Source organism: Niallia sp. Man26 (genome assembly GCF_022049065.2).
Taxonomy (GTDB): Bacteria; Bacillota; Bacilli; order Bacillales; family Cytobacillaceae; genus Niallia.
This window is the reverse complement of sequence record NZ_CP095744.1, coordinates 454148-469265: the sequence shown is the minus strand read 5'-3', so window position 1 is coordinate 469265 and position 15118 is coordinate 454148. Positions and strand designations below refer to the sequence as shown.

The 15118-nt window shown below is 38.1% G+C and carries 14 protein-coding genes and 2 riboswitches; of the genes, 12 read left to right on the top strand and 2 right to left on the bottom strand.

Features of this window, described 5'->3' with window-relative positions:
• Nucleotides 1-205 precede the first annotated feature (205 nt).
• The 3 genes from L8T27_RS21780 (at nt 206) to L8T27_RS21770 (ending at nt 4671) form a co-directional block, all read left to right on the top strand.
• Complete coding sequence (locus L8T27_RS21780) at nt 206-793, top strand: NAD(P)H-dependent oxidoreductase (RefSeq protein WP_237942958.1); 588 nt, start codon at nt 206-208, stop codon at nt 791-793.
• 251 nt (nt 794-1044) lie between these two features.
• A complete protein-coding gene (locus L8T27_RS21775) occupies nt 1045-3804 on the top strand; it encodes a sensor histidine kinase (RefSeq protein WP_233315038.1) in 2760 nt (919 codons plus the stop codon).
• Nucleotides 3805-3849: 45 nt separating this feature from the next.
• Nucleotides 3850-4671, top strand: coding sequence for a CheR family methyltransferase (locus L8T27_RS21770; RefSeq protein WP_233315039.1), 822 nt, complete (start codon nt 3850-3852; stop codon nt 4669-4671).
• Between the two features lie 29 nt (nt 4672-4700).
• Here the strand turns inward: L8T27_RS21770 and L8T27_RS21765 are convergent, their stop codons facing one another.
• Nucleotides 4701-5840 (bottom strand): PP2C family protein-serine/threonine phosphatase, encoded by a 1140-nt coding sequence (locus L8T27_RS21765; protein WP_237942956.1) that lies wholly within the window; start codon nt 5838-5840, stop codon nt 4701-4703.
• 159 nt (nt 5841-5999) lie between these two features.
• On the opposite strand from L8T27_RS21765, the gene L8T27_RS21760 reads away from it, so the two are divergent.
• Complete coding sequence (locus L8T27_RS21760; protein ID WP_237942954.1) at nt 6000-6398, top strand: nucleoside 2-deoxyribosyltransferase; 399 nt, start codon at nt 6000-6002, stop codon at nt 6396-6398.
• 47 nt (nt 6399-6445) lie between these two features.
• Here the strand turns inward: L8T27_RS21760 and L8T27_RS21755 are convergent, their stop codons facing one another.
• Nucleotides 6446-6601 carry a hypothetical protein gene (locus L8T27_RS21755; RefSeq protein ID WP_233315041.1) on the bottom strand — a complete coding sequence of 52 codons (156 nt, stop codon included), beginning with the start codon at nt 6599-6601 and terminating at the stop codon, nt 6446-6448.
• 113 nt (nt 6602-6714) lie between these two features.
• Here L8T27_RS21755 and L8T27_RS21750 point away from each other — a divergent pair, with 113 nt between their 5' ends.
• The 8 genes from L8T27_RS21750 to L8T27_RS21710 all read left to right on the top strand — a co-directional run bounded on the left by L8T27_RS21750 (nt 6715) and on the right by L8T27_RS21710 (nt 15036).
• On the top strand, nt 6715-7596 hold the full coding sequence (locus tag L8T27_RS21750; RefSeq protein ID WP_237942952.1) for an aldose 1-epimerase family protein: 882 nt from the start codon (nt 6715-6717) through the stop codon (nt 7594-7596).
• 321 nt (nt 7597-7917) lie between these two features.
• A riboswitch (TPP riboswitch) is annotated at nt 7918-8027 on the top strand.
• An 80-nt stretch (nt 8028-8107) separates the two neighbouring features.
• A riboswitch (TPP riboswitch) is annotated at nt 8108-8213 on the top strand.
• A gap of 54 nt (nt 8214-8267) precedes the next feature.
• Nucleotides 8268-8777: an energy coupling factor transporter S component ThiW gene (gene thiW, locus L8T27_RS21740; protein ID WP_237942948.1), complete on the top strand. Its 510-nt coding sequence runs from the start codon at nt 8268-8270 to the stop codon at nt 8775-8777.
• Between the two features lie 21 nt (nt 8778-8798).
• Complete coding sequence (locus L8T27_RS21735) at nt 8799-10139, top strand: solute carrier family 23 protein (RefSeq protein ID WP_237942946.1); 1341 nt, start codon at nt 8799-8801, stop codon at nt 10137-10139.
• The gene (locus L8T27_RS21730) at nt 10136-11272 is read left to right on the top strand and encodes a LuxE/PaaK family acyltransferase (protein ID WP_237942944.1); all 1137 of its coding nucleotides are present in this window, start codon (nt 10136-10138) and stop codon (nt 11270-11272) included. Before L8T27_RS21735 ends, L8T27_RS21730 begins: the two co-directional genes overlap by 4 nt.
• Nucleotides 11273-11274: 2 nt before the next feature.
• Complete coding sequence (locus L8T27_RS21725) at nt 11275-12732, top strand: acyl-CoA reductase (RefSeq protein WP_237944150.1); 1458 nt, start codon at nt 11275-11277, stop codon at nt 12730-12732.
• Between the two features lie 15 nt (nt 12733-12747).
• Complete coding sequence (locus L8T27_RS21720; protein WP_233315047.1) at nt 12748-13515, top strand: 3-oxoacyl-ACP reductase; 768 nt, start codon at nt 12748-12750, stop codon at nt 13513-13515.
• Nucleotides 13516-13917: 402 nt separating this feature from the next.
• Nucleotides 13918-14487, top strand: a complete 570-nt coding sequence (locus tag L8T27_RS21715; protein ID WP_237942941.1) for a VanZ family protein — start codon at nt 13918-13920, stop codon at nt 14485-14487.
• A gap of 111 nt (nt 14488-14598) precedes the next feature.
• Nucleotides 14599-15036 carry a YfmQ family protein gene (locus L8T27_RS21710; protein ID WP_233315049.1) on the top strand — a complete coding sequence of 146 codons (438 nt, stop codon included), beginning with the start codon at nt 14599-14601 and terminating at the stop codon, nt 15034-15036.
• The last annotated feature ends 82 nt before the right edge of the window (nt 15037-15118 follow it).

The following is a 15118-nucleotide window of genomic DNA, read 5'->3' as shown; positions in this document are numbered from 1 at the left end:
GCTATCGTGTATAGATCCTTATATTTTATTTGCTTATTTATAGTTGGTGAGGCGCAAAGCCCTAAGAAAAGAAAAACAAAATTTGTATAATAAACACTTTATTAAAAGATAAAAAAGGTTTTTATTGTTAATGTGAGAATATTAAAGGGATTACTGTTTAACGTGATAAGCTGAACAAAGTTTTATAATAGAAAGAGGTGTTCGAATGAAGATGTTAGTAGTATATACATATCCAAATCATAAAAGCTTGAATTATGCGTTCTTCCAACAAGTGCTGAAGGGGAGTAAAGAAAATAAAAACATTAAAGAAATCCAAGTTCTTGATTTATATGAAGAAGGCTTTAATCCCTTATTAGTGTTCAATGAACAAAAACGCAGGCGAGACATGCATATTGATCCGGTCTTAGAAAAATATAGGCAGCAAATGAAATGGGCTGATAAGTTGGTTTTTGTTTATCCGATTTGGTGGGGCAGACCGCCTGCCATGCTTTTAGGATATATTGACCAAATGTTTGCTTCTAATTTTGCTTATAAAGATAAAAAAGGGCTATTTCCGGAGGGGCTTTTAAAAGGAAAATCTGTTGTTTGTGTTTCTACCATGAAAGGACCTACTCATTATCCGCTCCTTTGGTTGAATAATGCTCATAAGATTCTAATGAAAAAGGCATTATTTAATTTTGTCGGAATAAAAAGAGTTAAATTCTTTGAACTTGGAAATATGGAGAGCAAAAAGGGAAAACAAAGCAAAAAGCTGCAAAAGGTTTATGACTATTTTAAAAGGATAGACAGGTAGATTTAAAGCATCCCCAAGAATTAATCAGCGGAAGTTCTTTTTTCATTTAGCGAAGGAAAGTAATATCAATTATTTTTGTGATATAATTACTTCTTGGATGGAACGACTAAGTAGAGTAAGATAATAGATTATTATTGAAACTCTTAAATAGTATACCTATTAACATACATAGAGACTTAGATGTAAATTAGTAAACTAGCAAAAAGTTTGTTATAGTTGATGGTATAGACAAGTAGAAAGAAGGAACTCGTGTGGGCTACAAAAGAAAGCAATATTTTGGTTTAGGATTGACCGTTTTATTTATGGTCCTCTTAATGGGAATCATACTTATTATGATGCAGTCCATTAGAGACAATATGCTAGAGATTGTGCAGGACCGCTATCATAAAGTAAATGAAGCAACAGAAATCAGACAGCAGATCTATTTAGAAGACCGCAATATGTTGAATTTGATCAGCAGCAGCGAGGAAAATAATACGAAATTTGTTGAATCGTCAGCAGAACAAATTTCGCTTCTAAATACAAGAATAACAGAACTTGAATCTATCTTAAATACGAACAAATCAAAGGTTCTTCTCAGAGAAATCAGTAATTTATATGAGAATTTTTCTCAAATGGAAAGCAGAATGATCACTTTGTACAATGATAATCGCACAAAGCAAGAGCTTCAAGCGGTTTATGATGAAGGGATTTCTAACCGGAGGGATTTGTTAAGTAAAATAGATGAGTTTAAAAACTATCAAGAATCCTTGATGGGTGATGCCCTCGATGAGGCAAACGCAACATATAAACAGCTTGTTATTGCCCTTATTTCGGTTGTTTCTGTCGCACTTATCCTGATTGTCACTGTCATGCTGTGGGTTATTAGGAGCACAACTAGAAATATTAATTCCATCGTTCATGTCATTAAGGATGTTGATTTTACTAATTTAGTGTCTGTGCCGCGCATTGAACTGGAAACGAAGGATGAAATTGGGGATATCGCGAGAGCATTTAATACAATGGCGGCATCCCTTGAAAATTACACGGTAAAAGAAAAGCAATTTGTTGCAGAAATATCTGAGCAAAACTGGGTGCAATCCAATTCTGCGGAAATTATCAAGCTTTACAGCCGCCATGTTTCTGTAACCTCACTTGCTGAACAGTTCCTTAAAAAAATTGTTACAGCAATAGATGCAAACCTTGGAGCGTTTTATGTACAGGATGATACAGGTAAAGAGCCTGTTTTCAAAAAAGTCGCTGCTTATGCAGATTCAGATGCAGGAAGACAAACATTTACTGCTGGTGAAGGTATTATCGGGCAAACGGTGCGTGACAAGAAAATAGTTGTTCTTCCTAATATTCCTGAAGATTTCCGATTTATTTCAACTGGATTAGGTGAGGTTAGACCGAAATCTGTGCTGATTGCACCAATCTTGGTGAAGGATGAGGTTGTCGCTGTTCTGGAAATAGCAAGCGTTAAGGAATTTACCGCTTCAGATCAAAAACTGGTTGAAAATGTTCTCGAAACCTTAGGTATTGGAATTATGAATATACTAGGAAGAATGGAAGTAGAGCGGTTATTGCTTGAATCACAAGCACAAACAGAAGAGCTTCAAACCCAATCGGAGGAACTGCAGGCCCAATCGGAAGAGCTGCAAACACAGACAGAAGAACTGCGGATGATTAATGAGCAGCTCGAGGAAAGAACGAATGATGCAGAACTGAAAACAGAGGAACTGCAGACTGTGAAAGAAGAACTGGAGGAGCAGGCAAAGCAGCTTAAGCTTAGCTCGAAATACAAGTCCGAGTTTCTTGCAAATATGTCCCATGAGCTTCGAACGCCGCTTAACAGTATTTTGCTGCTTTCAGAAATGCTGGCAGATGACCTTGACAGCGAATTATCTTCTGAGCAGAAGGAATTTGCCAAAGTCATCAATTCGTCTGGAAATGATCTATTAAATCTTATTAATGATATTCTCGATCTTTCTAAAGTGGAAGCAGGAAAGCTTGAAATAAGCTTTGAAGAAGTGTACTTAAGTGAATTCGTTGACAGATTGAAACGAAACTTTACGCAAATAGCGAAAAGCAAAAGCTTAGATTTTGAGATTGATTTCCATGAGGATGTTCCGCCAATCATCTATACAGATGAACAAAGATTGCAGCAGGTTATGAAAAATCTGTTATCAAATGCATTTAAGTTTACAAAAGAGGGCAGTGTTAAGATTTCTGTCAATAAAGCAGAAATGAATGAAGTGAAGCAGCTTCCGCTCTCCAATTATGCGGATATATGGGTGAAGATGTCTGTAACAGATACTGGTATTGGTATCCCAGCAGATAAACATGCGATGATATTTGAAGCATTCCAGCAGGTTGATGGAGCAACAATGAGGAAATACGGAGGAACAGGTCTCGGTTTATCCATTTCGAAGGAATTCTCCCAACTCCTTGGAGGCACGTGCTTAGTAGAAAGCAAGGAAGGAGAAGGAAGTACATTCACGATTTTCATTCCGAACTTGCCGGGAGGAATCCCTCTAATTGGCATAGACAGCATAGCGGAAGATCAAGCAGCATCTGCAATTGGTTCTGACGAGGCCGAGCCTGAGAATGCAGCAGCAGTAAATGAAGAGAGTAATACAGAACACTCACCATCTACTGTACTGCAAGGGAAAACAGTCATTGTAGCAGATGATGACCATCGTAATATCTTTGCATTAAAAAATGCTTTAAATAAAGAAGGCATGAATGTTATTACCGCAGAAAATGGCGCTGAATGTCTTGAAAAGATGGATGAATTAGAGCATTTTGATATTGTGTTAATGGATATTATGATGCCTGTCATGGACGGCTATGAAACAATTAGAAAAATTAGAGGTATGGAGCAAAACAATGACATTCCAATCATTGCATTAACAGCGAAAGCAATGAAAGGTGACCGCGATAAATGTATAGAAGCAGGGGCATCTGATTATATCAGCAAACCTCTGAAACTGGATCAATTATTATCTGCCATGAGGGTATGGTTGTCATAATGCTGTATATTCTTCTAGGTAGAAAAGACAAGGAAATGAATTAGTATGGAAAAAGAAGAAATTGAATTAGATTTACTTTTGACAGCTGTATACAAATTGACTGGGTATGACTTCAGACAATATATGCGTTCGTCCTTAATGCGGAGGGTCCAAAATCGGTTAAACAGAGAAAAGCTGCTAACCATTACTGGACTAACAGAGAGAATTATTCATGACGAAGATGTTCTCTATAAGCTGCTCCGTGACTTTTCTATTAATGTTACTGAGATGTTTAGAGACCCCTCCTTCTTTAAGGCTTTCCGAGAAGAGGCAGTTCCCTTATTAAGGAAGCTCCCTGAAATCAGGATCTGGCATGCAGGTTGTTCTACTGGTGAAGAAGCCTATTCTATGGCAATTATGCTAGAGGAGGAAGGATTGGCACATAAGGCCAAGATATACGCTACTGATATGAATGACGTTGTGTTGGAAAAAGCTGCAGCAGGGGTAATCCCCCTGCAAAAAATGCAGGCTTATACGAAAAACTATCTTGCCGCTGGCGGCAATAGTTCCTTCTCCGAATACTATACAGCAGACAGCAGCGGAGCTATTTTAAAGCCGTCAATCCTGAAAAATATCGTGTTTGCACAGCATAATCTAGTAACAGACAGGTCATTTAATGAATTTCATGTAATTATTTGCCGTAATGTGCTGATTTATTTTAATCTGGAATTACAGCAGCAAGTATATGAATTATTCAATGAAAGTTTAAGCCCGGGAGGCTTCCTTGGCTTAGGAAGCAAAGAGACAATTCGCAGTGATTCTGCCTACTTTGAAAATTTTAATACACAAGAGAAAATATTCCGTAAAAAAAGCAGTGCTTCCTATTAGGAAGCACTGCTTTTTTATATGGATCGCCTTCAATCTGCTTGTATTAAGACTACACACATATCGTCTGTAGCACCTTTCTGGTGGTCTTTAGATGTAATTAAGTCAATCGGTTCCGATGTCTTCGCATCAGCAAGTCGGCAGGAAGCAGCCTTCTTTATCAAGTCGATACCCGTTTCTCCATATTTATCAATCGCTTCATGAACACCATCTGTACAAAGAATAAGCTGAACAGAATTCGAGTAGTGAATGATATTCTTCTTTGTTCTGATATCATCAAAGAAGCCGACAGCTGTCGTATTGCTTTTCAATTCTACTGTTGTTGTACCATCAATTAGGGCATAACCGTCCAAATGTCCAGCATTTATGTATTCTATCGTTCGTTCATTTGTATCTAGTACTAAGTATATCGCTGTAAAATAATATGGTATTTTTTGATTTGAATTTAGTGTGCTCATTCGGCGGTTTAAATCTTGTATCACATTCTCAGGATCAGGATTTTTTTGAATTGTGTCACGCAATACAGAGGAAATAAACATGCATACAAGCGAAGCGGAAATTCCGTGGCCCATCATATCAAGCTGAATGGCGGCATAACGATGATCGCTAATCTCATACCAAAAGTACATATCTCCCGCCAATTGAAATGCAGGCAGATAGGATGCCTTAATAAGCAAGTTTTCTTTATGTATAGGTGGGCTGAGCACGCTTGTTTGTACTTGTGTTGACAGCTCCAATTCATTTCTGATTTTCTCTTCTTGTTTCTTATGCCAGTCTTTTTCATATTTTAACCTGATTGCAACGCGAAGTCTTGCGAGCAGCTCTGTTTTGTTAATCGGCTTCATTAAATAATCTGTGCCACCGGCATCTAATGCTTCAACCACTTTGCATGAGTCCTCTAGCGCTGTGACAAAAATGACTGGTATATCTTTCAGATGCTCTACTTGCTGGAGCTGTTTACAAGCTTCTATTCCATCAATTTCCGGCATCATAATGTCCATTAAGATAGCATCAACCTGACTCTCTATTACAAATGGTTTATCTGAATATAAATAGTTAAACATATCCTGTGCAGAAGTAAACGACAGATAATCTGTATACCCAGCACGCTGCAACAGCTTTTCTATGACGAATAAATTAGCTTCATTATCATCAACAATCAGTATTCCCAAGAATTATCCCCTCACTTACTATCAACTTTCTATATACAACATTTTTTAATACCCTGTTTAATATAATTATAAACATAAATATTAAATTTTTAATAGTTGCTGAGGTGTCCGTATACCAAATAATGTTATAATGGCTATAGGAATTGAGGGAGATAGCAAATGCAGCAACGAACGTTTTATATTGCATCAAGCTTTAAAAATAAGAATGAAGTACGAAATATCAGTAAACTGCTTATTGATAAAGGATATATCCATACATATGATTGGACATTAAATAACAGAGCAACATCCTTACAAGCTTTAGAGAAAATCGGACAAGAAGAGTTAGCAGCTGTGAAAAATAGTGATTTTATAATTGTTATACTTCCGGCTGGAAAAGGGAGTCATATTGAATTAGGTATAGCAATTGGTTTGGGGAAAAAGATATTCCTCTATTCCCCTAATAAGGAAGTGAATAATTTAGAAGCGACAAGCACCTTTTATCATTTACCGGAAGTTAACAAATGTTATGGGGAAGTCGAGGATTTAATAGAGACGGTTATTGCGCTAACTATCTAAATTTGTGGCTTATTTTTTGGAGTAGTGGGTATGTAATGGATAAGCAATTAATGTGTAACAATGAATAATAGCTTACCAATACATTCACCAATTTTTTCTGAAAGACTAAATAAGGAAAAGCTCATAGCGATGACAATGGAGAGCAGTCCAAACTTTATTATAGCTTTCGGTACTTGAAGATAATCTGAAATACGATTGATCATGATCGAGCTCCTTTATTAAATAATAGCTAAATGATAACAATAATTATATTAAATGTAAATAAAAGGTTATTGCGTTGCATTCTTATAATATTAATGTGAAAGAGGTAATTTCAATGACAACTGTAATTGAAAATGAGTGGTTAAAGGTAGAAATTGCAAGCAGCGGTGCTGAAATTCGTAAAGTGCAGCATAAAAAGAATGAACTGGATTATATGTGGACAGGGGATAAAGCATATTGGGGGCGAGTTTCTCCTGTATTATTTCCGATTGTGGGCCGTTTAAAGGATGATAAATATGAACTAAATGGAAAATCCTACCCGATGTCGCAGCATGGCTTTTTGCGTGATGCCGATTTTGATATAGAGAAGAAAACAGACAATGCTGTTTCCTTTGTTGTTAAGTCGGACGGGCGTTTTCTTGATGTTTATCCTTATGAATTTACAGCTTATATTCACTATTCTTTGCTGGAGGATTCTCTTTCTGTCCGCTGGGAAATAGTCAATGACAATAAGGATGAGATGTTTTTCTCCATCGGTGCACATCCTGCCTTTAGAGTTCCGCTGTTAGATGATGAATCTGCCGAGGATTATGTCCTCCATTTTACAACAGCTGAAAACAAAGATGTTATGGAATATGAGCTGAAGGATTCGCTTATTCATGAAAAAGGGATTGCTAATGATATTGATTCTATTCAGGTGAAGGATTCTCTTTTTGAAAATGATGCATTAATCTACAGTCATATTGATGCGATAAAACTAGTGTCAGATAAATCAAGTCATGGGGTCGAAGTTACATTTAAAGATTTTCCTTTTGTAGGGATTTGGTCGAACTACTCTAAACCAGAAGGAATAATGGCTCCATTTGTATGTATTGAACCATGGTACGGGATTGCTGATCTATATAACACAACAGGAAAGTTAAATGAAAAATTCGGAATGAATAAGCTTGAAGCAGGGGAAACCTTCCAAGCAGGGTATGAAATAAAGTTTGTTTAATAAAAAGGTAAGGGAACTGTTTAAAATAAGGTTCCCTTACCTTTTTTTATTACAGTTCTCGCAAATAAGGGTTCCTTCATTTTTTAAATATGCCTTTATTTCGGTCATTCCTTTACGCATAGGATAGCGCATTTTTACATACACAATGTCATTCTCCCTAATTTCCTTCCTGCATACGGAACATTCAGATTTGCTATTGAACATACTAAACACCTCCACTTTATTTACGAATAAAACAATAGATAGTTCCTATTGCAAGTAAAAAATCTCTTTACATTAGAAACAGTTAGGTTTATGATTAAGCTAAATTTTACATAACCATTTAACTACTAGGGGTGCCCGCATGGAGGGCTGAGAGAAAAAAGCAATTTTTTTAACCCTTCGGACCTGATCTGGATGATGCCAGCGTAGGAAAGTAGTCAGTGAGATTCTTTATTTACTGCTATTTAAAGCCAGGTCTTAAAAGTGAGACCTGGCTTTTTTATATTAGCATGGTTGTAAATTGAATAAGAGATTGCACTGGGGGAGCCGAACGGCTGAGAGTAGACTTTACCGTCTTGACCCTTTTTGGACCTGAACTGGATAATGCCAGCGTAGGAAAGTGTTCGTATTAGATTAGTCTTTTTTGACTGTCTAGATCCCTCAGTGCTCATTACTGGAGGGATTTTTTTATGGAAAAAACACGAAAGCTTACATTAACGGCGATGATGGTCGCAATCGGGACAATGACTAGTAATTTTTTCTTCATTCCGATTGGGTTTACGAAGGTGTTTCCCGTACAGCATTTTCTCAATGTTCTGTCAGCAGTATTACTAGGTCCGTATTATGCCGTGCTGCAAGCCTTTAGTGTCTCGCTTTTACGAAACCTCATGGGAACAGGTTCACTGTTTGCATTTCCAGGAAGCATGGTCGGAGCACTGTTAGCGTCACTATTATTCTTAAAGACTAGGAAGCTGTATATGGCATTTGCCGGAGAGGTTTTTGGAACTGGCATACTTGGGGCAATATTAGCATATCCAATTGCGGCAGTTCTCCTTGGACAAAAGGCGTCATTGTTTGGCTTTATCCCGCTCTTTATTTTCAGCTCGATTGCTGGAGCATTGATTGGAGCGATTGTATTAAGCATCTTTGTGAAAAAGCAATCGGCTGTATTAACAAATACGAGCTTGCTCAAAAAGTAATGGTACTAGAAGGAGACACAAATGGAAGACTTGAAAACTATTGATAAAACGAATGAAACACCAGAGGAACAACTATTAACAGTGGGGCTTGATGAAAAGCTTCCTCCTCTTAAAAGCTTTTTATATGGTCTGCAGCATGTGTTTGTTTCAAATGTATGGCTAGATCCTATTTTTGTGGCAGCAATGATTGGTTTGCCTTTTGCTTTATCAGCCAATATCGTTAATTCCATTTTTATTGCAGCCGGTATTGTTACATTGCTGCAGGCAGCAAAGTTTGTAAAGTTGCCAATCGTCCAAGGACCATCAGCTGCCTTCGATTCCATCATGATCGCAGCTGGAAAAGCAAACGGTCTTGCTGCTGCGAGCGGGGCAATCCTTGTCAGTGCAATAATTGTATTCATATTGTCTGTTACTGGGTTAATAGGCAAGCTAAAGGTATTATTTACACCAGTTGTATCAGGGACTGTTATTTTTCTAGTCGGTATTTCTTTATCGAGCTTTACATTGTCTGAATTTCTCGGCGGTTCACCAGGAGATGCAGGCTTTGCAAGTTCAACTGTATTAATGATGTCCATTCCAACAGCTTGTATCGTTTTAATTTTATCTATATTCGGAAAAGGCTTTTTAAAATCTTTTTCCTTTTTAATAGCATTAGTTGTTGGTGATATTATTGCGATTTGTTTAGGAGAAGCTGATTTTGGAATGATAGCAGAAAAGGCTTGGTTCGGTCTGCCGACATTCCTGCCTTATGGAAATTTAGAATTCGAATGGACAACTTTTCTCACATTTTTTGTTGCGTATATAGTGGCTGTAATTGAAGCGATGGGTGTTTATCAAGCATCCTCCACCATTTTGAAAACAGAGATAAGTGCAAAGCGAATTAGGAATGGTTTTGCAGGCGAATCGGCAGGATCTATGCTGTCCTCTCTTATTGGCGGTTTTCCAACAACTGCCTATGCCCAAAATGTTGGTTTGCTTCGTTTGACAGGAGTTGGTTCAAGATATCCTGTGATGATTGCAGGTGTTATCTTCCTAGTGCTTGGCTTTGTACCGAAAGCAGGTGCCTTGCTTGCTTTAACGCCAAGCCCTGTTGTCGGCGGAATCTTTCTGCCGGCTGCTGCGACGTTAGTGTTTACTGGTATTTCCTTACTAGCAAAAGTGGAACAATCGGATCGCAATTACATGATTATTGGACTTTCCATTTTACTAGCAATCTCTTTGCCAAGCTTTTCAACAGGTTTTACAGGGGCAGCAGGAGCCTTCCTGTCAAATACGATATTAATCGGGGCATTTTCTTCAATTATTTTACATCTGCTGTTTGTTAATATTCCAAACTGGATAGAAAAGGGGAAGGGAATATGAAAGAAATCTCTATTGTTATAACAGAAAAAGTCCTCACTTTTATCGAAAAATATAAGAATGGCATTTTGAATAAAGAAGAGCATGACCAGGAATTTAATAAACTCGCTCTAGAATTGTTTTCCTATCAATTTCAGCATAACATGCCTTACAAAAAATATTGCCAAGTGAAGAAAAAGAACCCCCTCACGGTTAAGCGTTGGCTTGATATACCGCCAATGCCAATACAAGGTTTTAAAGAGCTGACATTAGCGTGTGAACCTATTGAGGATGCAGAGGCTGTATTTATGACTAGCGGAACTACTAATCCTGACCAAAAGGGCAGAAATTATCATCCCTCATTAAAGGTATGGGATGCATCGATGAAGCATCCATTTAAACAGTTTGTTCTGCCAGACAGGGAGAAGATGACGATATTTGTATTATCACCAGCTGCAGACATGAATGAAAATTCCTCCTTGTCTAGGTATCTTTCAAATGCAGCAGCTTATTTTGGGGCAGAAAACAGCCAATTCTTCTTCGGGAAAAAAGGATTAGAGATGGAGAAATTTGCGAGTGAGCTGCGTAAGTGTGAACAATCAGAAGAACCAGTAATGCTTATGGGCGCAACATTTGCTTATGTTCATCTTCTTGATTATTTAAAGGAAAATGGACTGCAATTTCAGCTCGCAAAAGGAAGCAGGATATTTGATACAGGCGGCTTTAAAGGTCAGTCTCGTGAAGTAGAGATGGAAGAGCTGTATAAACAGTTTCATACAAGCTTCCAAGTTGACCGTTCACTCTGCATAAATATGTATGGCATGACCGAACTAAGCTCGCAAATTTATGATCAAAGTATTTTGTCGAGCTGCTTAGAAGGAGATATTCGTTTAGAAAAGACAGGTCCTGCATGGGTGAAAACAGTCATACTTGACCCAGATACATTAAAGCCAATCACAAATGGTCAAGCAGGGGTAATTGCACATATTGACTTAGCAAACTGGAATTCTTGTATAGCGATTCTAACTCAGGATGAAGGCTGTCAAACAGATAACGGGTTTAAGCTCCTTGGCAGAATAAAGGGGGCAGAAGCCAGAGGCTGTTCGATTGCAGTGGATCAGCTGATGCAATCTGCATTAGGTGGTGCATCCATTTAGTGATGGAAACAGAATTAATAGAAGCCTATTATGTACCAGAATCAATAAAGCTCACAGATTTTCGCCAAGAGTCAATTCAGGTGAAAGGCCGGAAGTACATCGTAAAATATCCAGAATTAACTGCCGAGCATATAGAGGAAATCGGGGCATCATTGCAAGCAAACAGAAAAGATTATCTTGCTCAGCTTACTACTAATGAAGTAGTCGACAAGATAGACCAAGCTATCCAGCTATGGCTGAATCCAAACTACCGATTGAGACGTATTGCCGACGCATTAATTCCTGCAGTCACCGGGTATGATCAAGACATGGTTCGGCTCGAGTTGAAAAGGTATATGAGGACCTTTCGCAAAAAGGAGCTGCTGCGCTTCCTTGATGAGGAATTTGACCAGCCTGCCATACTCGATGACTTTCGGCCAAGAAAATCAGGCGGAATGAGTCGTGCGTATGGACCAAATACTATTTTTCATTTATTTTCTGGTAATGTGCCAGGCGTGCAGTTATGGAGTTTAATAATGGGGCTTTTGCTTAAATCAGCGGCAATCGGCAAGACCTCTTACTCAGAGCCCCTCCTCCCTGCCCTCTTTCTCCAATCCTTAAAGGAAGTGGACGAGAGATTGGCTGATGCCATCGCCATCCTGCCATGGAAGGGGGGGACAGAGTCCCTTGATAATATGGCAGTCAATTGGGGAGAGGCTGTAATCGTTTATGGGTCGAACAAAACGGTCGCGGAAATAAGGAAGAAGACACCAATTCACAAAAAGCTGTTGTCATATGGTCATAAAATCAGCTTTGCTATGATTGGCAAAGAAGCATTAACGGCTGATCATTACAGTGACACACTCCATAAGCTTGCCGAAGATATTTCCATCTATGACCAGCAAAGCTGTCTTTCTCCGCAATGTGTTTATGTGGAGCAAGATGGGGTGGTAAGCCCGAAGCAGTTTGCACAAGGATTAGCAGCAGAGCTTTTCCGATACCATAAAAAAAGACCAAGAGCAAAGCTGACAGGGGAAGAGGCAATGTCCATACAAAACTTCCGAAATGAGCATTCCTTAAAAAGCCTGCAATCACAGAAAACGGCAGTATACAGCAGTAAAGACGATACAGCATGGACGGTCATTTACCATGAGGAACCTTCTTTTAGCGGTAGCCCGTTAAACAGAAGTGTTCATGTGTATGCAGTGGACAGACTTGAGGAAGTTGCTGACCATTTCCAGCAATGGGAGAGCTATTTACAATCATGCGGGCTTGCCGTAGAACCAGCAAGATTGTTCTCGCTCGCCAATATGTTAGGCGCTGCTGGCGTTAATCGGTTCAGCCCAATCGGAGAAATGAACCGGGCAAAGCCAGGCTGGCATCATGATGGCGGGTTTAATTTAATGGAGCTAGTTCGCATGGTTGATTTGGAAAGGGACCTTGAGTATGGACTTGAAAAATATGACAGTGATGTGGAATAGAAAGGACGAGGAAAGATGAATCTTCAAGAAAAAATTGTTTTAGTGACAGGTGCAAGCAGAGGAATAGGCGCAGCTATCGCTAAAAAAATGGCTGCTGAAGGTGCATTTGTCATTATCAATTATTTGAAAAACAAAGACCTCGCCGAAGCAGTTGTCAGTCAAATCGAAGCAGCAGGAGGGCAGGCTGTTGCCATTCAGGCAGATGTTCAAAAAGAAGAACAAGTCACCGATATGGTCGCACAGATTGCTGATGCATTCGGTACAATTGACATCGTTGTGAATAATGCCTTGAGTCATTATACCTTTAACCCTAAAACAAGGAAAACAGCATGGGAAATCAGCTGGGCCGATTACAACAGCCAGTGGGAAGGCAATGTTCATGGCACCTATAATGTCTGCAAAGCAGTGATGCCATATATGAAGGAACAAATGCAAGGCAGGATAATCAATATTGTCAGCAATCTAATCGATTTTCCGATTATTCCATACCATGACTACACAACATCAAAAATGGCCTTGTTAGGCTTTACAAGAAATCTAGCCAAAGAGCTTGGCCTATTTGGAATCACCGTGAATGCAGTCGCGCCAGGCTTAACCTATCCGACAGATTCCAGCTCCGAAACACAGGAATCTGTGCGAGAATCAATCATTCAAATGACACCAATGGGCCGTTTGGCAAGTCCTGATGATATTGCAGGAAGTGTGCTGTTTTTAGCATCAGATTTGGCAGCGTTTGTGACGGGGCAGTGTTTGAATGTGGATGGAGGATTGGTGATGCGATGAGTTAGGAGAGCTTGCCTTATGGGTAGGCTCTTTTTTTATGTTTTTATCAAACAAAAAGAGAAACTCAATCGGAAGTCTATGCATTCGACATATTGAGTCCCTCTCTTTTCAAAAAGGATTTAATATATGTCCATAGTTGAAATGTTAAGAAACCTAATATAGATATTGATAAAAAAGTAATCTGTCAGATTGGAATAGTATGTTTCATTTTTTTAGCTTATATGCTCCAACAGTTGCTGTAAAACCTAATAAGATCAAGAAAAAGAAGTGACTTTTGATAAAGAGTCTGCTTTCTCTTACTCTTTTTTGTATCATACGAAATGATATAAAAAGGATAAAATACAAACCTTTTAGTAAAGAGTTTCGTCTAAGTATTGGATTAAGGAAAGGGGTTAAGATACTATGTATGCAATTTATGATATTGTCTTTTTTGGAACAATTTTTTTAATTATTTATATCGTAGTGGATTTTATTAGAATGAAAACAAGTGGTTTAATGAAAAGATTGATTACTTATAGCTTTCTATATTATTTACTGCACGTTGCGCAATTAACAACTGGAGGAATTATATTGCCTCCTCAACACGATTTTTTGCCAACTATACAGCTAGTGCCGTTTTATTTTATTAAAGATTGGTACAATCTTTATCATTATCAAGGATTCGACTGGTTCTTTTGGAATTCTGTAAAGTTATCTTTTTATAATTTAATAATGCTTTGTCCATTAGGTGTGTATATATCGTTGTTATTTAAAGCAAGAAAACTTTCAAAAGCGATAGGATGTATTTTTCTAGTAAGTGTAACAATTGAAGTGCTGCAGCTTTTATTAGGTTATGTAGGTATTGTTGAAGGGAGGGCATTTGATGTGGATGATCTGCTGTTAAATACTATTGGTGGCGGAATTGGCTATATTATAACAGAAGCAGTAAAAAAGAAAGTTAGATTATTTCGTCAAAAGCAAATGGTTAATTAAATTGGATGGTCAATAATTCTGCCAATTGGATGGTCAATATTGTTTCGAAATCCAGTATGATAGTTATGTGATATACTTAGCATGGTTATTATAATATTGGAGTGAGCATAGATGACTTGGATTTCCATCATAGCGTTAGTTCTATTTTGTATAGTGAAGGTTTTAATGACATGTTTGCCGACAGGTGTGGTCGAATGGCTGCTTGGAAAATATAAATTGCATTTGAAATTGTCTGAAGTTAATACAGAAGTTCTCTATAATGGCAGAAAAATTGAAGGAGCGCTTAAAACTGATATTTTAAAGCTGTTTAATGAGGCAACTGTCAGAGAAAAATACAGTTTATATCCTGGAAGTGAAGAAGGGTATCTTCACCCTGAGAATGCAGATTATTCTTTAACGATTGTTACAAGAAACGGCAAGAAGGAGTTAAAGCTGTTATTGTCCAGTTATAAGGACCGTATGGATATTGTTAAACAATATAAAAATAAAATTGTTGTATATAGCACATATCCGCTTGAGATGGATATTAATAAAATGATTCAAGCTTAAAAACTTTCTTAAAGGGCTGAACACAAAAATAGTAACGAAACAAGTGTTTGGAACTATTTAACAGAGCATAAACTCGGCCGCT

Bases quoted from the DNA above. Each gene is read 5' to 3' on its own strand.
- L8T27_RS21780 (WP_237942958.1), top strand. From the start codon at position 206: ATGAAGATGTTAGTAGTATATACATATCCAAATCATAAAAGCTTGAAT.
- L8T27_RS21770 (WP_233315039.1), top strand. From the start codon at position 3,850: ATGGAAAAAGAAGAAATTGAATTAGATTTACTTTTGACAGCTGTATAC.
- L8T27_RS21760 (WP_237942954.1), top strand. From the start codon at position 6,000: ATGCAGCAACGAACGTTTTATATTGCATCAAGCTTTAAAAATAAGAAT.
- L8T27_RS21755 (WP_233315041.1), bottom strand. From the start codon at position 6,601: ATGATCAATCGTATTTCAGATTATCTTCAAGTACCGAAAGCTATAATA.
- L8T27_RS21750 (WP_237942952.1), top strand. From the start codon at position 6,715: ATGACAACTGTAATTGAAAATGAGTGGTTAAAGGTAGAAATTGCAAGC.
- thiW (WP_237942948.1), top strand. From the start codon at position 8,268: ATGGAAAAAACACGAAAGCTTACATTAACGGCGATGATGGTCGCAATC.
- L8T27_RS21735 (WP_237942946.1), top strand. From the start codon at position 8,799: ATGGAAGACTTGAAAACTATTGATAAAACGAATGAAACACCAGAGGAA.
- L8T27_RS21730 (WP_237942944.1), top strand. From the start codon at position 10,136: ATGAAAGAAATCTCTATTGTTATAACAGAAAAAGTCCTCACTTTTATC.
- L8T27_RS21725 (WP_237944150.1), top strand. From the start codon at position 11,275: ATGGAAACAGAATTAATAGAAGCCTATTATGTACCAGAATCAATAAAG.
- L8T27_RS21720 (WP_233315047.1), top strand. From the start codon at position 12,748: ATGAATCTTCAAGAAAAAATTGTTTTAGTGACAGGTGCAAGCAGAGGA.
- L8T27_RS21715 (WP_237942941.1), top strand. From the start codon at position 13,918: ATGTATGCAATTTATGATATTGTCTTTTTTGGAACAATTTTTTTAATT.
- L8T27_RS21710 (WP_233315049.1), top strand. From the start codon at position 14,599: ATGACTTGGATTTCCATCATAGCGTTAGTTCTATTTTGTATAGTGAAG.